This window comes from Nocardia vaccinii NBRC 15922, assembly GCF_001613305.1.
GTDB lineage: Bacteria > Actinomycetota > Actinomycetes > Mycobacteriales > Mycobacteriaceae > Nocardia > Nocardia vaccinii.
Genome location: NZ_BDCC01000059.1, coordinates 81,369 through 98,965, shown reverse-complemented (window position 1 = coordinate 98,965; position 17,597 = coordinate 81,369). Strand labels below are relative to the sequence as shown.

Sequence of the window (17,597 nt, the reverse complement as noted above, 5' to 3'; positions counted from 1 at the left end):
CGAAATCATACATACCTCGGCAATGGGTGCCAACCGACACTTTCAGCGCCGCACGACAGGCTCTCCCATGAGCCCACCGGCAACGAGGCCTGGGCACCAGCACGCCGAACGGCCGCAGGAAGGACTACCAGCGGATGACGGGCTTGATATCTCGCGACGTCGAATACAGCCCCGACAACACCGGGATGATCGGCATCCTGCTGATCCACGACACGTTCGGGCTCGCGGAGCTTCACGAATCCCGCTCGGCCTCATCGGCCGCACCCGAGGCCATCGGCTACAACGCGCGCAGTGCATCGGAAAGCTCCGCCCCTCCCCTGTGACAACACAGGTCGCACCCCCGAAAGAGAATGAGACCACGATGATCGACATCGCCATCATCGGAGCCGGCCCGGCCGGCCTCGCAGCAGCACTCCGCTTGCACCAGAAGGGTTTCCGCCCGCGCATCTACGAGACGGTGACCGAACTCAAGCCCCTGGGCGTCGGTATCGACGTCAAGGTCTACGGAACCAAGGAATTCCAGGATCTCGGTCTCCTCGAGGAGTTCCGCGCGATCTCGGTCGATGCCCAGGAATCGGTCTTCTACAACAAGTACGGCCAGGAGATCTACGCCGAGCTCTGCGGCACCCACATGGGCTACCTGAATGAACAGCGATTCGTACATCGCGGTGTCCTGCAGATGCTGATGTACCGCACCGTCCTGGAACGTCTCGGCGAGGACACGGTCGTCCTGGGGGCCCGCACACTCGGATACCGGCAGGACGGCGACAAGGTCACCCTCGACATCGAGCACGCCGACGGCTCCACCGAGCAGATCACCACCGATCTCGTCATCGCCGCGGACGGCATCAAGTCCGTGATTCGCCGGCAGATGCATCCCGAGAGCGCGGACCCGGTGTACTCCGGCATCACCATGTGGCGCGGCACCACCCTCATGGAACCATTCGGCACCGGCGGCACCATTCTGCACATCGGCGCCCCCCAAATCTCCAGCATGATCGTCTACCCGATCGCCGACAACTGGGAGGGCACCGGCAAGACCCTGGTGAATTGGGTCGTCGAAGCCACCCGCGACGAGTCCATCGAGGACTGGAACCAGCTCGGCTCGATCAACGAGGTCATCCACTACTACGACCAGACCGAGATCCCGATCCTGGACGTGCAGGAGATGCTGCGCAACGCCCGCGAAGTCTACCTGTTCCCGCTGATCCGCCACGATCCGCTCGAGACCTGGGTCGACGGCCGGGTCGTGCTGATCGGCGATGCCGCGCACGCGATGTACCCACGCGGCGGCAACGGTGCGTGCCAGTCGATCGTCGACGGCGCCGTCCTGGCCGACAAGCTCGCCACCATCGACGATCCGCACGAGGCGATCGTGGCATTCGAGGCCCAGCGCCTGGCCATGGTCAACGGCATCGTGATGTCGCACCGCGGCGAGGGCTACGAAGTCATCCGGCGCATGGTCGAAGAACGAACGAACGGACAACGGTTCGACGACATCGACGATGTCCTGCCGCTGGCCGAGGCCGATGAGATCTTCAGCAAATACCACGCTCTGGTGGGCCAGCCGCGCCCTGGGCACGAGGCCGGTGCGGCAACGGGGTTCCGCACCCGGTACGCGCGGATCGCGCACTGACCTCGCGGCCGAAAGGACCCGGCAACCATGGATCTAGGACTCGCAGGACGCACTGCCTTCGTGGCGGCGTCGTCTCAGGGACTCGGTTACTCCTGTGCGCGCTCACTGGCACGCGAAGGTGTGGCCGTCGTCCTCAACGGACGTGACGCCGCGAAATTGGCCGAGGCCGCCGACGCGCTTCGCGCCGGCATCGATGGCGCCGCAGTGCACTGGATCAGCGCTGATCTGACCTCGAGATCCGGCCGCGCCGCGATCGTGGAACGGTTACCCGCGGTCGACATCCTGGTCACCAACAACGCAGGTCCTGCACCGGGCGGGCTCGATGACTGGGATGAGGATTCGCTGCTGGGCGCCGTGCGCGCCAACATGGTGCCGGCGGTCGAACTCATGCGTGCCTATATCCCCGGGATGCGAGAGCGGCGGTTCGGCCGCATCGTCAACATCACCTCGGCGATGGTCAAGAGCCCCGCCCACGACATGGGTCTGTCCACCTCGGCCCGTGCAGCGCTGACCGCGATCAGCAAATCCATCAGCAAGGACGTCGTCGCCGACAACGTGACGATCAACAACCTGTTGCCCGAACGGTTCGACACCCCGAGGCAGGAGTTCATGGCCCAGCGACTCATGAGCGCCCACGGCATCACCCGAGAGCAGGCGCGCGTCCGGATCGCATCGACGATCGGCGCCCGGCGGCTGGGCCGACCGGAGGAGTTCGGCGACGCATGTGCGTACCTGTGCTCGGCGCAGGCCGGATACATCTGCGGGCAGAACCTGCAACTCGACGGCGGATCGTACGAAGGACTGATATGAACAGAGTCGACCCCAAGCAGGTGACCGTCGCGGGCGACGCGACCCGGCAGGAGATCTTCGCCGTCGAGAAACGCCGGCACAAGGCATTGATGGCTGCCGACACTGCGGCGTTGAGCGAACTGCTCGACGAAACACTGGTGCACATCCACGCACCCGGACTGACCCACAGCAAGCCCCAACTCCTCGAACACGTCGAAAAGCGCCAGGCCTACATCGAGATGCGTCGCGAGAATCTCCGGATACGGATGATCGGCGGCGACGTCGCGATCATGACGGGACGACTGATCAACCGCCTTCGCTCACCCGACGGCGGTGAGCGCGTGATCGCCGGCATGGCCACCCAGGTGCTCCGGCGTCGCGAGAACGGAGCCTGGCAGTTCGTCAGCTTCCAGATGACTCCCGACGGTGAACATATTTGGCCCGCTCTCGCATCGGAACTCGTCACCGACGACGAGGGCGACACCATCGACACCAGAGCGAACAGCGGAGAAGAAACACCATGAGAATTGCGCGATTTCACCTCGCCGATGGCCTTTCCCGGCTCGGTCGCGTCGACGGCGACCGCCTCATCGACATCTCCGACGTTTCCGGCGTCGGAACGTCGCTGCGCGCGATTCTGCCCCGGCTCGACGGACTGAAAGAGACGATACTCGCCGCCGAGGGCCCCAGCCACGCACTGACCGACGTCATACTCGAGGCGCCGGTGGACAATCCGCAGAAGTACCTCGGCATCGGCATGAACTACAAGGAACATGCCGAGGAGGCACGGCAGGCCGGTATTCCGATTCCCACGAGCCAGATGTGGTTCAACAAGCAGACTTCCTGCATCGTCGGCCCCTATGACGCCATCGTGAAACCCGGTGTCTCCGACGAGTTGGACTACGAAATCGAACTGGCCGTCGTGATCGGCCAACAGTGCCGGCATGTGTCGGTCGACGATGCGCGGTCCGTTATCGCCGGGTATGTCGTCGCGAACGATGTCTCGGTACGGGACTGGCTGCAGAAGCGCTCTCCGACCTTCACCCTCGGCAAGTCCTTCGATACGCACGGACCGATCGGGCCGTGGCTGACAACCGACGACGAGATCGTCGACCCGCTGGATCTGCATATGACCCTGACGGTCAACGGTCGGATCCGCCAGGACTGGTCGACCAACGACATGATCTACGACATCTACGAGCAGATCGCCTACCTCACACAGGTGATGACGCTCATGCCCGGCGACATCCTCGCCACCGGCACGCCATCCGGAATCGGCGCTCCCACAGGCAATTTCCTCGAGGTGGGAGATATCGTGCGCGCCGAAATCGACGGCCTGGGCGCCATCGAGAACACCGTGATACCGGAGGCATGAGGACATGACTCGCCGGGTCAGCATCAATATCCCCGGATTCGGTCACGCCAATCCCATCCCAGGAGGCAGCCGCATCGGACCGTTCCTCGCCTCCGGCGTTCTCACCGGACGCGACCCGGTCACACACGAGCTGCCGGACAGCCTGGACGAGCAGTGCGCCAATGTTTTCGCTCACGTGCGCGCGCTGCTGGTCGCCAGCGGCGGCACAACCGACGACATCCTCAAGATGACGTTCCGGCTCGCGGACTATCGCGACCGGGATGCCCTGAACCGGGAATGGCTGGCCATGTTCCCCGATCTCGCGAATCGGCCGGCACGTCAAGCCATCGCCGCCGACCTCGACGGCGGTTGCCGGATTCAATGCGACCTGCTGGCCATCCTCGACGACCACTCTTCGCAATGAACGGAACGAGCGGCCGCCGCGACCCGGACTCAGCGCATCGACCACCAGTGACGGCGCGCATGCTCGTCATACTCGCCGTGCTTACCGCGCTCGCCCCGCTGTCGGTCGACATCTACACCCCGTCGCTGCCCCGGATCCAGTCCGACCTCGGCGGTGGCGACTGGCTTGCGCAGGCGAGCATCACCGCCTGCCTGCTCGGCATCTGCCTCGGCCAACTTCTCTGGGGACCCTTGAGCGACCGCGTCGGGCGACGCCCGGTGATCCTGGTGGGCATCGCCGGATGGACCCTGGCATCCGCGGCCAGCGCTGTCGCGATCACATCCGAAATGCTCATCGCTGCACGAGGTCTCGCCGGAATCTGCGGCGCCGCCGGCATTGTGGCCGCACGCAGTGTGGTGCGCGATCTGTCCAGCGACAGCCGGGCGGTCGCCTCCCGGATCGGTATCCTCGCCGTAGTTACCGCCGTCGCACCTGTGCTGGCCCCGGTGGCCGGTACAGCCATCGCCGTGACGTGGGGCTGGCGTGCGGACTTCATCGCTCTGCTGGTGCTCGGGCTTCTCATCGCGGCCGCGTTCGCCGTCACCATTCCCGAGACGCTGCCCGCCGGCGATCAGTCGGGTACGCGCCATAGCATGCTCGGTTCACTGGAGACCGCCCTGCACGAGCGAGAACTGGTCGCAGTCGCCGTCGCACTCGCGTTGCAGTCCTTCGGGTTCTATGCCTATATCTCGACCACGTCGTTCATCGTTGAGCGCGAATTCGGTTATCCACCAGCTACTTTCGCGTTGGTGTTCGGTACGAATGCGTGCGCGATACTGGTCGCGAACCTCGTGTTTCGCCGCGTGATGCGATACAAACACCCGTCTTTCACACTCGGCGCCGGTCTGGCTGTCGGCGCGGTCAGCGGCGTGTGTTTGATGGTCGCGGCGTTGGCACATGCGCCCACCAGTGTGCTGTGGGCGTCGTCCACGGTCTTCGCGGCAAGCGCAGGTTTCGTCTTGCCCAGCGCACACAGTTGGGGCCAGGCGGCCCTTGTCGCAAGCGGCGCCGCGTCGGCACTGACCGGCTCGGGGCAATTCCTCGGCGGTGTGCTCGGGTCACCCGTCACCGGCCTTGCCGGCCCGACCGCGGCTCTGCTCGGTGCCGTCATCGCGGTGAGCTCCGGCACCGCGCTGTCGGCTTGGGCCGTTGCCCACCGGATCCGGCACTCCCCCACACGCAACCATGGCCCGAATTCAAGGAACCCCCGTGAGCTCGAAGAGCGAAACTGATCTGCTTGCAAGCATCCCCGACGGCTTGTTCATCGACGGCACATGGCGACCGTCCGGCAACGGCGCACGCCTGGCTGTCCACGATCCCGCGACCGGCGCCTGTCTGAAGCAGATCGCCGATGCGAACGTCGCGGACGGACGAGCCGCGTTGAACGCCGCATGTGCCGCATTCCCCTCGTGGGCGACGACTCCAGCCCGCACACGTGCTGAAATCTTGCGGCGTGCCTTCGACCTCGTGCAAGCACGAGCGGATGACCTCGCGCTGTTGATGACCCTCGAGATGGGTAAACCACTCGCCGAAGCCCGCGCGGAAGTCTCCTACGGCGGCGAGTTCCTCCGCTGGTTCAGCGAAGAAGCCTCCCGTGTCACCGGCCGCTACAACGCCACCCCCGAGGACAGCGGGCGGATGATCATCACCCAGCACCCGGTCGGACCGTGCTACCTCATCACCCCGTGGAACTTTCCCCTCGCCATGGCCACCCGGAAGATCGCGCCCGCACTCGCCGCCGGCTGCACGGTCGTGATCAAACCCGCTGAACTCACGCCCCTCACCACGCTGCTCGCAGCCAAGATCTTCGAGGATGCCGGACTTCCCGCCGGGGTCCTCAATGTCATCACGACATCGTCCGCCGGGCCGGTATCGGAGGCGATCATCACCGATCCGCGGCTGCGCAAACTTTCCTTCACCGGATCCACGCCGGTCGGGAAGCTGCTCTTGGCCCAGGCCGCCGGTGGTGTTCTGCGCACCTCGATGGAACTCGGCGGCAATGCCCCCTTCATCGTTTTCGGCGACGCCGACCTCGACCGAGCGGTCGACGGCGCCATAGCCGCCAAATTCCGCAATATCGGGCAGGCGTGCACGGCGGCCAACCGATTCATCATCCACCACGATGTCGTCGACGAATTCACCCGACGAGTCACCGAACTAGTGCGGACGTTCGCCATGGGCAGGGGCACCGAAGACCACATCACCATCGGCCCGCTGATCGACGACCGCGCTGTGCAGAAGGCAGCCGATCTGGTCAGCGATGCGACGGACCGGGGCGCGAGCTTGCTCGTCGGCGGAACAGCTGTCGACGGCCCTGGATCATTCTTTCCCGCAACCGTTCTCGGCGACGTCCCCGCCGATAGCAGGATCCTGCGCGAGGAGATTTTCGGTCCCGTCCTGGCGATCGTCCCATTCGACGACGAAGACGACGCCGTACGAATCGCGAACGCCACCGAGTACGGACTCGTGTCATACGTGTACACCGAGAACTTGGCACGCGCACAACGCATGATCGAACGCCTGGAAACCGGAATGCTGGGACTCAACGTCGGCGTCGTGTCCAACGCGGCCGCACCCTTCGGCGGTTGGAAGCAATCCGGCCTCGGCCGCGAGGGCGGTTTCGAGGGTATCCACGAATACCTCCAGGAGAAGTACACGATCACACCGAACCCATTCAGCCGGCATATATCTGCCCTCGCGTCGTGCACGACGTGACTCACGACGAACGGGCCGATCAGCGCGCCGACAATTCCGTGCCAAGCAGGCGCCGCCGACTGAAGGCGTGGCCTAGCATCCTCATTTACAAAGAAAGAAGTGGAACATTGTTCGAGACAGGAAAAGTTCACAACGACATCTACGATGCGTTCAAGAAAGACCCGAACGCGCCACTGGTGATCGAGAGGCCCCCGCTGTTCAGCTCCGCGGCCGCGGCACAGGACGAAGGAAACCCGACAGCGGCGGTCGGCAGGTTCGGGGCCATGCTCCTTCCGCTGGAGTACACCTCCTGGGTCGACGAGTCCGCATCCCACGTCGACACCTGCTACCTCGGGGATTGGTCCCCGTTGAGCAAGGCGCAGATCCGGGGCCCCGGGGCACACGAGTTCCTCAGCCGCCTTGGCACGAACAACCTCGGCAAGTTCCGGCTCGGAACGAGTAAGCATCACGTGCAACTCGATGAGAACGGCTGGATCGCATCCGAAGGAATTCTCCGCCGCACAGGCGAGCAGGAGTACGTGTACACGGCCGGCAGCACGAGCTGGCTGCACTGGCAAGCCGGGCAGATCGGCGGCGACGTCGAGGTGACGGACGTGTCCGCGCAGAACTTCATCTTCGGAGTCCAGGGGCCACGCTCGCTGGCGGTGCTGCAACTGCTCACCGACGAGGATCTGAGCTCGATCCCCTTCAACGGCAGCACGCGAATCGAGGTGGCCGGAACGGCCGTCGACGTGCTGCGCACCGGCATTTCCGGTGAGCTCGGCTACGAGTTGCACGGTCCGTCCGAGGCCGGGAACGAGATTTGGCGAGCCGTACGCGACGCGGGCGTGGATCATGACCTCCGGCAGCTGGGTTTTCGCTCCCAGCCGGTCCAGCATGTCGAAGCGGGTATCGCCACCAACGGACTCGACTTCCTGTCGGCGGCGATCCTCACTCCCGGAGGTCCATGGGAGTTCAAGCGCGGACTGCCCGGAGGAAGCTTCGTTCCCAACGATCTCACTGACTACTTCCGCCGGCCGGGAGAGCTCGGGTGGGGCGGACGCGTACATCTGGACCACGAGTTCATCGGGCGCGATGCTCTCACCTCGGCAGACGCAACGGGCGGACCCGCACGCACGCTCGTCGGCCTCGAATGGAACACCGATGATGTCGTCGCGATCTATCACACGCTGTTCGAGCCCGGGGACCGGGTCGATCCGATGGAGTTGCCGAAGTCGCTCACACCCTCTTTCGATCGTGTGATGGTCGAGGGCACGGATGTCGGCGTGTCCAGCGGGCGGGAGTACAGCGCGAACTTGCGGAGCACACTGTCGTTGGCGGTGATCGACCGAACACACGCCGAACCCGGAACCGCGGTGGTAGTGGTGTGGGGCAGGCCCGGCACCCGGCAAGTGCTGGTGCGGGCGACCGTCCGCGACCTCCCGTTCAAACCCGACCGTCGCCGGAGCGACACGACGGCAGTCAAGCGATAGCGGCCGTCACCAGACGCACGGCGCCCATCCGTGATGTGTAATGCCGGGTGGGCAACCGCGCAGCCCTTGACCGCACACGGCAGCAGCACCATGAACTCGGCCGCGAGATCGTTCACCGCCACCGTGAAATCGACTATCTCACAACATCACTCACCAAAGCCGATGGTACGGCTTAATTCACGGCAGGCCCTGAGTCACTGGCATCGGGGCAATCGTGAGAAATGAGGAGTGTTCGCGACAGCTGGCTCACGTAGTCCTCGAGCCGGCCGACGAGGTCGAATTGCCCTTCGAAGAGTACCCACTGCAATTGGAGGCCATCGGTCATGGCGACGGTTTCCTGCGCGATCGCGCGGTAGTCGATGCCGGGACGTAGCGCCCCCCGGGCGACGGCGTCCTCGAAGCCCTGGGCGATCGATTCGACAACCGATCGGTAGTGCTCGACATACAGGTCGTGTGCTGGACTCGAGGGGTCCGCGGCCTCGGCGGACACCAGCACGAAGAGCTCGATCATCCCCGGCTGTGTAAGGAATCGCTCGGTGATCTTCACCAGGAGGGTCAGCGGTGCAAGGGGGTCGTCGCTCTCGCGCAGTTCTCGAGCCCATGCCGCGGTGATGTCGAACCGCCGACCGGCCACGGCGACGAGCAGATGCTTCTTCGTGGGGAAATGGTGGAGCAATCCGGGCTCACTCAGGCCGACGTCCGCCGCGATCTGCGCCATCGAGGTTCGGTGGTAGCCGGCTTGAAAGAAGTGCGCGGTGGCGATGTCGAGGATGCTCTCGCGTCGGGCGCGACCCACGGCGTAGGAGCCGCTCTTGCGGCGGCGGATCTGCGTCATGCCCTCACGATACTGCCGGGACGCGGCTCGGAACCAAGCCAAAAACCATTGTATCAATGGTTTTTAATAGCTACGCTGTCTCACGCGTCGCGGCACCGCGCCGCCGCCGAAGGAGGCCCGAGCATGAAGACCACGAGCTGCGTCGGTTTGCACACAGATCATGTCGCCCGGGCTGAGGGCGTGGACCCGGCCGGTCGTCCCCGGTTCTCCTGGTCGATCGAGACTCCGCACCCGCCCCTTGTCCAGCTGGCGAGCGAGGTCGAGGTAGCGGCGAATGACGGATCCCTCATCTGGTCGTCGGGTCGCGTGCACAGCAGCGAGCCATGGCTCGACTACTCGGGCGCGGTCCTCCCGAGCATGAGTCGTATCAGCTGGCGCGTGCGTGTATGGACGGACGCCGATGAAGGGTCGACTGCCTGGACCGTGGCGAATTTCGAGACCGGTCCGGATTTCGCGAAGGACTGGCTGGGGGCTTGGGTGCGCCCCGCTCAGCGGCCCACTGAGATCGAGCGCTGGACCATCGGTGAGTGGGTCGCCGGACATCGGCCGGAGAAGTCGGTCGAGGATCGGCTGAGGCCCTCCCAGCGACTTCGTCAACGATTTTCCGTGGCCCCGGGACTTCGTCGGGCACGGCTCTTCGCGACCGCACACGGCATCTATCGCGCGGAGATCAACGCCCAGCGAATCGGCGACCGGCTCTTTGCTCCCGGCTATGACAGCTACGAGCACCTCCTCGCCGTGCAGGGTTACGACGTCACCGAACTGCTGCATCGCGGCGACAACGTGCTGGGGGTGGCGCTCGCCGACGGCTGGTGGGTCGGACGTATCGCCCTTTCCGGATCGAGCGCGCACTGGGGTGACAAGCTCTCGGCGGTCTGGCAACTGGTGCTCGATTACGAGGGTGGCCGGCGCGAAATTGTCGCATCCGGTCCGGATGTCGTCAGCTCGCCGGGCCCGGAGCGTTATGCCGACATCTTCATCGGTGAACACTTCGATCGGCGGCTGGACGATCCCCAGTGGTCGACCATTGACTTCGATGACGTCGGGTGGGAACCCGTCGATCTCTCGGCTGAGTCCCTCGAACCCCTGGCGAACCTCGCGGAAGAGCCAGTGCGGCGCCTTCGCGAGCTGTCGGTGCGTGACGTCCGCCGTGACCCTCATGGAGGTTGGATCGTCGACTTCGGACAGGTCATCGCCGGGCGGGTGCGGATCGAACTGCCTGAACAGGATCGCGGTTGCCCGATCACGATCGAGCACACCGAGACCCTGGACTCCGGTGGCGGATGGTTCGTCAACATTGACGGGATCAATAAGGACCAGACGGATGTCTACCTCGCCGCGGGCCTCCCGGGTGGAGAGAGTTGGGAGCCGGAGTTCACTTTCCACGGGTTCCGGTACGCACGCATCCGGGGCTTGGCGGGCCCGCCCGAACCCGGCTCGATCGTCGCCGTGGTCATCGGCAGCGACCTGGCACCGGCGGGAACCTTCCACTGCTCGGACGACCGGCTCAACAGACTCCATGAGAATGTGGTGTGGAGCCAGCGCGGCAACTTCTTGTCGGTGCCGACAGACTGTCCGCAGCGTGAGCGAGTCGGCTGGACCGGCGACATTCAGGTCTTCACGCGGGCGGCGACGAACAACATGGATGTGTTCGCCTTTCTCCGACGCTGGCTTCGCAACCTGAGAGCCGACCAACTGCCAGACGGACGAGTGACGGTCACCTCACCCCGATCTCCGGTGGACGCGGACGCAGCCACGAACTCCACGGGCTTCGCGTCGATCGTCGCGTGCGCCGGCTGGAGCGACGCGATCGCGATCGTGCCGTGGGCGCTCTACGAGCGCTACGGCGACGCACGCATCCTGATCGAGAACTACGACGCCATGGTGGCGTGGGCCGACTTCCAGCGCCAAGACGCGCGCGACACTCTGCCGAGTCGGCTCGCGGGTCGTGAGCTGACCCATCAGCAGAGGGACGCGCAGGCCCAACTCTGGAACGGCGGAATCCATTTCGGTGACTGGCTGACCCCCAGCACGTTGCAAGGACGACCGCTCCACGAGGGCATCGGAATCGCCCCGAGGCTGACCGCCGAGTTGCTCGGGCCGATGTACCAGGCCAACACACTCACGATTCTGGCGAAGACTGCGACGGAACTCGGACGCGACGACGATTCGATCGACTTCGCAGAGAGAGCACGGATCGTCCGCAGTGCCTTCGCCAGCGAGTACCTCGCAGCCGATGGGACGCTCCTGGTCCAACTCCAAGGGCCATATGTCGTCGGGCTCGAGTTCGACATGTTCCCTGAGCGATCGAGACCTGCCGTACAGCGTCATCTCGCCGGCCTGGTGCGTGACAACGGCGATCGCCTCGATACCGGATTCCTGTCTGTGCCATACCTACTCGATGTGCTGTGGGGCGGCGGCAGCCGGGACTTGGCTCGCGCCGTTCTCTGGCAGGACGAACAACCTTCCTGGCTCTACGAGGTGGATCGCGGCGCGACCACCGTGTGGGAATCATGGGATGCCATCAATGACGACCACACAGTCCGTACCGTGTCGCTCAATCATTTTGCCCGGGGCAGTGTCGACGACTGGCTGTTCCGACGGATCGGCGGCATCGCGCCGGCAGAGGCGGGCTACCGCCGGATCCTGTTCGAGCCTGACGTCGACTGTGGACTCGAATCTGCCGAGGCGACACGACGCACACCCTACGGCGATGTCGCGATCAGCTGGACTCGCTCGGACGAGGCGGTGACGATCTCGGGTCGGGTACCCGTTGGTGCGACCGCAGAACTCCGCGCCGCCGGCATCGTCGCCGAGTTGAGCGCCGGCGATTTCCGGCGCGAATTCGTACCCACACCGACTCGAGCCGTCTTCATCGAACGTTCGGTCGCCTAGCCCCTCACCAGAAATCCCTCGAAGAAGAAGCACACGCATGACAAACACCATCGTTCTCCGCCCGAAGAGCCTTTGGAGAACTGCCGTCGCAGGAATGGTCTCCTACCTGAACGACGCCCTCATAACATTGGGCATTGCGTTCGTGCTGTTCGAGCAATCCCTGCACATGGATGCGACTACCATCGGAACTCTGCAGGGGCATCTTGACTCTGGCCGTGGCAATCCCTTCGCTGATCGGTGGTCATCTCGGCGACCGGCTGGGTCGGCGACCGTGATCACTGTCACCCTGATTGTGTACCTCATCGGCATCGTGTTCCTGGCTGCGGCGAATGGCCGCTCGACCGTTACCATCCAGAGGCTGATCGTCGGCGCCGCGGCTTTCGGCATTCCGGTCCTCGCCTTCGCCAACCCGACGCTGTTGTTCAGCGGCCTGGTCGGCGCCGTCGTCATTGCCTTCGCGCTTTCAGTGCTGGTCGCTCCAAAACCTCCGCTCGCCACCGGATTAGAGATGGCGGTCGTGGTCGTGTCCCAGGATGCGACCGTCGAGGCGACCGAGTTCGTTCACGATGCGGACAGTACGCAGGTGACTGCCTGATGGCGCGGGTTCCGTACGACCCGGAACTCCTTCCGGCAATCGAGGCTTTCCGAGAGATGAGCGGGCCCTCGCTGCAGGCTGCCGCGATCCCGTTCATTCGCGGCCGCATTGCGGCAGCGGCGGAATCAGTGGATCTCGAGGCTCTCGCGGGTGTCCACGGGCTGAGCATCCGCGAGTTCGAGATTCCCGGCGACGACACAGGGCCATCGACGATCGCGACCGCCGTCGCGCCTGCGAGCCAGCTCTCGGCCGGAGCAGCCATTTTCTATGTACACGGTGGTGGCATGGTCATGGGTCACCGACTGGACAGCATCGCCGAGTTGGCCGCTTTGGCTGAGCGGTTCGCGGTGCCGGTCATCACCGTCGACTATCGGCTGGCTCCCGAACATCCTTTCCCGGCGGCGGCGGACGACGTGCTGCGAGCCTGGCGCTGGGTGACGAGCAATGCGGGCGAGTTGAGCATCGACGCCACGAAGATCCTCCTCACCGGCGTGAGCGCGGGCGGCGGGCTCGCCGGCGGTCTCGCGTTGCGCCTGCGCGACGGGGCAGGCACCCAACCCAGTGCGCTCGCCCTGTTGTGCCCGATGCTCGACGAGCACAATGACAGCGGGTCGAGTCGCGACTACTCGGGCACGTCCGTCTGGGATCGGGAATCGAACGAGCTCGGCTGGGCGTCGCTACTCGGTCCAGATCGTCACGACGTCTCGCCGTATGCGTCGCCGAGCCGAGCTGTTGATGTCTCCGGCCTTCCGCCGCTCCTTCTCGAGGCGGGTTCGGCCGAGGTCTTTCGGGACGAGGTCGTCGAGTTCGCCTCACGGGTCTGGGAAGCGGGTGGTCAAGCCGAGCTGCATGTATGGGCAGGGGCGTTCCACGGCATTGAACGCTTCGCGCCGGAGTCGCGCGTGGCGCAGGCCGCGTCCGACGCTCGACTGACATGGTTCGCCCGCCAGCTCGGGACAACGTGACAGCAAAGACTGCTCGTACAGCTCCGCACCCGCAGACCCAGCTGGATGCGCGGACTACTCATGGGCGACGCCATTATGCCTCTCGACATAACCACACTGCACCACCTACACGAGGCGCTGCGATCGACCGAGTACCAGTCCGATCCAGTCGGCTGCCTGAAGCCTCATGTCGTTGGCGATCATCGACCCGACACCGTACGGCCGCCGGTGACCTTGTTCGGCAGAATCTCACCCTTGATGATCTTCTCTCTGATCTTGAATTTCTGAATCTTCCCCGACGGGGTCATCGGAAATGCATCGGAGAAGTACCAGAGCGAAGGTATCTTATGCGCGGAAATCCGCTCCCGACACCACTCCTTCAGGTCGAATGGGTCCGGCGGAAAGTTCGGGTCGACGAAGCGAATCACGGCACCGATCTGTTCGCCCCAGTATTCGTCGGGGACACCCACGACGATCACTTCACTGATATCGGGGTGATCGAAGAGCAACTCTTCGATCTCTCGCGGATAGATGTTGATCCCTCCACGTATGATCATGTCTTTCATCCGGCCGGTGATCTTCAGAAAGCCTCGATCGTCCATCGTGGCAAGATCTCCCATGTGCAACCAGCCATCTGCGTCAATTGTGGCGGCGGTAGCATCCTGCATTTTGTGGTACCCGATCATGTTCTGGTAACCGCGACAACAGATCTCACCCTGCTCACCGAGCGGTACCGTCTTTCCGTCGACCGGGTCCACCAGCCTCACCTCGAGCTCAGGCAGCGGTTGCCCCACCGTTGTTGCCTGGTCCGACGGCTCATCTACCAGCCTCGTCTGGCTGATGACGCCGTGCATCTCGGTCTGCCCGAACAGGATTGAGAACTCACAGCCCCACTCGCGCCGCACTCGTCGGACCAATGCCTCTGGGACCGCGGCAGCTCCGGACAGGACCGTCTGCATGCTCGACAGGTCCCGGGTCACACTATCGGGATGGTCCAGCATCGCCATGAGCATCGTCGGAACGAGTAGGCCGTGCGTCCCCTTGTATGTCTCATAGGCTTCCAATACCCCGGCTGGGTCGAAGCCGGGCAGAACCACATAAGTTCCATGGGCCGAAAACGTGCCCAACTCTGTCACTGCACCCCCGCCGATGTGATACATCGGCATCGCATTGATACAAACACCACCGTCTCCCATGCCGGCCCGCTCGAACACGAACGTGGCCTCGTTGACTATGCCCTTGTGATGCAGTAATGCACCCTTCGGGAAACCAGTAGTGCCGGAAGTATATTGAATCTGCACAGCTTCCGTGCAGTCCAGGGAAGGCAGTGCCAATGACGGGTCGCCGCCATCGGCATATGCGTGCCATTGATCATCGGGAATAACCTTGCGTACAGACGGAACCTCGGTGCGTGCATCCTCAACGATGCGACCCAGATCAATACCTCTGTACTCACGCTGGTAGAAAATGCCCGCTACGCCCGCCTGCCGCAACATGTACACGAGCTCATCGCGCCGGTACGCCGGATTCGCGGCGACCACGATCATTCCGGCCATTGCGATCGCCTGTTGCAGGACAATCCAGTAGGCACTGTTGGCGGCGAAGAGAACTATCCTGTCGCCAGGCATGAAATCCGACAGAAGCGCACGCGCATATCGCTCGGTGTCGCACAACAGCTCCGCGTAGGTCCACTGACGCCTTCTGTCAGGGTCCATTACGGCGTCGACAAGCGCGACGCGATCAGGTGCTGCGGCAGCGCCCTCCCGAAGCAGGTCGGGCAGGGTGATGTCGCGAACTCCGGAGCTCGGCACCGCAGGCCAGTACGAGGTGGTGAGCGACATGTAGGTCTCCTCTGATGACGTCGTTCACGAGCATCGCAACCAGTCGATGCATGTGGCTCGCGTCACAGAGTAACGGTCGTACCATTGGTCCGCAAGGCATTGCGAATGATTGATTCTGCCGGTGCGGACACGGACGACTTGCCTCCGAGACCCCTTTCCACACCTGGCCTTACAGTGGGTCGGCCGGGAGCGTCGGCCACATACCCGTATCGCCACGCCGGCACGTCCAGGTTGCCCCGTCGCGGACTCGAGCGGCCGAATAAAGCCGCCTGCCTTCAAGATCGGATCGCCTGCGCGGTAGTGATCGTGCCCGACACCGCACGGCTCCCGTCGAGCCCGTTGCACAGGCGTGTGCGAACTGGCATCAGTCGACTGATGCAGGCCGACTTCTCAGTTACAGATCCAAGTTGTACAAAAACGATCTCCAGTTGTCGAAAATGTCAAACCTTGTTCGGTACCCCACTCGCCGGCCACACCCACCGCCGATACACCAGCAAGGTTCAGCGGACCACGCGGCCGTCGACACCATCCAGCCTGCGACAATTCGAGCCGTGGCCGAGATCGACCTTCCTTCACCGAGCGCCCGATCCCTGCTGATGACCATCGTCGGAGAGTTCATGTTTCCGCCGGCGGAACCGGCATGGACGACCGCGATTCTGCGAGTGCTGGGCGGCCTCGGCGTCGAGGAACACGCGGCCCGACAGGTGCTGGCGCGTGCCGCGGCCGCGGACTGGGTTGCCCGCGAGCGGGACGGACGTGCGGTGCGCTGGCGAATCGCACAGCGCGGCTTGACCCTCGCCGCCGACGGCATCCGGCGCTCGAACGCCTACCTGTCCGGCACCCCGACCTGGGACGGCCGATGGCTGATGCTGTTCGTCACCGTACCGAACCAGCGCGGCGCGATCCGAAAACGCCTCTACGGCGGCTTGTCCTGGCTCGGCATGGGCAATCCGATTCCGGGGCTATGGGTCACACCGCACTTCGAACGCGGCGATGAACTGACCGAGCTGGTACACAGCCTGCAGCTCGAGCATTCCGCACTTGCGGTGATCGGCTCGCTGCACCGAGCCGGGATGCACGCCCACGAAATCGTCCAGAAGGCCTGGGATCTCACCGAACCCGCGCACTACTACGAGGTGCTTCTGACGGATCTGGACAACCGCCCGGAACCTCGCGATAGCGACGAACTACTGATCGCCTACCTCGAACTGCTCAACCGACAGCAACATCTGATGCGCATCGACCCCTTCCTACCCGAGGCCTTGCTCCCCGAGTGGATAGGACGTGCCGGTGCGGCGAGGATTCGCACCCTGCGCGAGAAGTGGGCCGAACCGGCGTTTGCTCGGTGGGCGGAGATCCTCGAAGAATCGGCCCCGAACTGACTCCTCCCGACTATCTTGTACATTTTTCGTATCTAGATATTGATTTCTGTATAATCTCACGCCATCATGGATGGTGCGAGGCTGGTCACATCCCCGTTGCAACGCGCCGGGCACGCATCCTTCCGCATGAGCGCTCACAACGGCGCTCGAATGAAATTCATATCAGGACAAGGCCGTTCGAGCAGATGGCCGATTCGAACAGGCCGCCGCGCCGCGCCCTGAACCCAGCGAGAGGAAGAAAACTTGACCACACCCAGGCCTGAGTTTTCGGTCATTCCATATGTCCATTGACCTCGTTCTGCTCGCGGACCTGCCGAGGAGACCGTATGACGACGACGCCCGCCAACGAGCTCATGCTGGCCATCGCAGGTTGTAGCCACGCGATGATCAACGGCGCCTTCCAGACATTCGTGACCGCAGGACCTTTCGCCGAGATACGCTGTACCGCAGGATCTTTCGGCATTCAAATGGCTGGAGTGCTCGGCGGGTTGACCCCAATTGCCGCCGTCGCGCTGGAGAACTCGAGCACGGGACTGATGTCGATTCCTTCCCTGCGCCTACTGATCTGCGTGCTGGGTGCGATCAGTACCTACCCCCTGGCGCCGCAGCATCGGTCCGCGGCCGGCCCGGCCGGTACCGAACTCGAACCCGCACCAACCTTGACATGAGAGGCCAT

At 64.0% G+C, this 17,597-nt stretch carries 16 protein-coding genes; 14 read left to right on the top strand and 2 right to left on the bottom strand.

Going from position 1 to position 17,597, the window contains the following annotated elements:
* Positions 1-134 precede the first annotated feature (134 nt).
* The 9 genes from NV1_RS31300 to NV1_RS31260 all read left to right on the top strand — a co-directional run bounded on the left by NV1_RS31300 (position 135) and on the right by NV1_RS31260 (position 8,429).
* Positions 135-323, top strand: a complete 189-nt coding sequence (locus tag NV1_RS31300; protein ID WP_067899599.1) for a hypothetical protein — start codon at positions 135-137, stop codon at positions 321-323.
* Between the two features lie 38 nt (positions 324-361).
* A complete protein-coding gene (locus NV1_RS31295) occupies positions 362-1,636 on the top strand; it encodes an FAD-dependent monooxygenase (RefSeq protein ID WP_067899691.1) in 1,275 nt (424 codons plus the stop codon).
* A gap of 27 nt (positions 1,637-1,663) precedes the next feature.
* On the top strand, positions 1,664-2,446 hold the full coding sequence (locus NV1_RS31290) for an SDR family oxidoreductase (protein ID WP_067899597.1): 783 nt from the start codon (positions 1,664-1,666) through the stop codon (positions 2,444-2,446).
* Positions 2,443-2,949: a YybH family protein gene (locus NV1_RS31285; RefSeq protein WP_067899595.1), complete on the top strand. Its 507-nt coding sequence runs from the start codon at positions 2,443-2,445 to the stop codon at positions 2,947-2,949. The genes NV1_RS31290 and NV1_RS31285 overlap by 4 nt, the downstream gene beginning before the upstream one ends.
* A complete protein-coding gene (locus NV1_RS31280; protein WP_067899593.1) occupies positions 2,946-3,800 on the top strand; it encodes a fumarylacetoacetate hydrolase family protein in 855 nt (284 codons plus the stop codon). Before NV1_RS31285 ends, NV1_RS31280 begins: the two co-directional genes overlap by 4 nt.
* Positions 3,801-3,804: 4 nt before the next feature.
* Complete coding sequence (locus tag NV1_RS31275; RefSeq protein WP_067899591.1) at positions 3,805-4,203, top strand: RidA family protein; 399 nt, start codon at positions 3,805-3,807, stop codon at positions 4,201-4,203.
* Positions 4,204-4,262: 59 nt separating this feature from the next.
* Positions 4,263-5,474 carry a multidrug effflux MFS transporter gene (locus NV1_RS31270; protein ID WP_067899588.1) on the top strand — a complete coding sequence of 404 codons (1,212 nt, stop codon included), beginning with the start codon at positions 4,263-4,265 and terminating at the stop codon, positions 5,472-5,474.
* Positions 5,428-6,957: an NAD-dependent succinate-semialdehyde dehydrogenase gene (locus NV1_RS31265; protein ID WP_067899585.1), complete on the top strand. Its 1,530-nt coding sequence runs from the start codon at positions 5,428-5,430 to the stop codon at positions 6,955-6,957. Before NV1_RS31270 ends, NV1_RS31265 begins: the two co-directional genes overlap by 47 nt.
* A 107-nt stretch (positions 6,958-7,064) precedes the next feature.
* The gene (locus NV1_RS31260) at positions 7,065-8,429 is read left to right on the top strand and encodes an aminomethyltransferase family protein (RefSeq protein WP_067899684.1); all 1,365 of its coding nucleotides are present in this window, start codon (positions 7,065-7,067) and stop codon (positions 8,427-8,429) included.
* Between the two features lie 172 nt (positions 8,430-8,601).
* Here NV1_RS31260 and NV1_RS31255 read toward each other — a convergent pair whose 3' ends face one another.
* Positions 8,602-9,264, bottom strand: coding sequence for a TetR/AcrR family transcriptional regulator (locus tag NV1_RS31255; protein ID WP_067899583.1), 663 nt, complete (start codon positions 9,262-9,264; stop codon positions 8,602-8,604).
* A 48-nt stretch (positions 9,265-9,312) separates the two neighbouring features.
* Here NV1_RS31255 and NV1_RS31250 point away from each other — a divergent pair, with 48 nt between their 5' ends.
* From NV1_RS31250 to NV1_RS31240, 3 genes are read left to right on the top strand one after another with little or no spacing between them, the layout of a single operon-like run.
* Positions 9,313-12,159 (top strand): alpha-L-rhamnosidase, encoded by a 2,847-nt coding sequence (locus tag NV1_RS31250; RefSeq protein WP_157117482.1) that lies wholly within the window; start codon positions 9,313-9,315, stop codon positions 12,157-12,159.
* A gap of 37 nt (positions 12,160-12,196) precedes the next feature.
* Positions 12,197-12,754, top strand: a complete 558-nt coding sequence (locus NV1_RS31245; RefSeq protein WP_157117481.1) for a hypothetical protein — start codon at positions 12,197-12,199, stop codon at positions 12,752-12,754.
* 56 nt (positions 12,755-12,810) lie between these two features.
* Positions 12,811-13,719 carry an alpha/beta hydrolase gene (locus NV1_RS31240; protein WP_218027250.1) on the top strand — a complete coding sequence of 303 codons (909 nt, stop codon included), beginning with the start codon at positions 12,811-12,813 and terminating at the stop codon, positions 13,717-13,719.
* Positions 13,720-13,898: 179 nt separating this feature from the next.
* On the opposite strand, the gene NV1_RS31235 is transcribed toward NV1_RS31240, so the two are convergent.
* Positions 13,899-15,539, bottom strand: a complete 1,641-nt coding sequence (locus tag NV1_RS31235; protein WP_067899575.1) for an AMP-binding protein — start codon at positions 15,537-15,539, stop codon at positions 13,899-13,901.
* A 551-nt stretch (positions 15,540-16,090) separates the two neighbouring features.
* Here NV1_RS31235 and NV1_RS31230 point away from each other — a divergent pair.
* Both NV1_RS31230 and NV1_RS31225 read left to right on the top strand, forming a co-directional pair.
* Positions 16,091-16,921: a PaaX family transcriptional regulator C-terminal domain-containing protein gene (locus NV1_RS31230; RefSeq protein WP_245714009.1), complete on the top strand. Its 831-nt coding sequence runs from the start codon at positions 16,091-16,093 to the stop codon at positions 16,919-16,921.
* Positions 16,922-17,247: 326 nt separating this feature from the next.
* Positions 17,248-17,589 carry a hypothetical protein gene (locus tag NV1_RS31225; protein ID WP_157117480.1) on the top strand — a complete coding sequence of 114 codons (342 nt, stop codon included), beginning with the start codon at positions 17,248-17,250 and terminating at the stop codon, positions 17,587-17,589.
* Positions 17,590-17,597 lie beyond the last annotated feature (8 nt).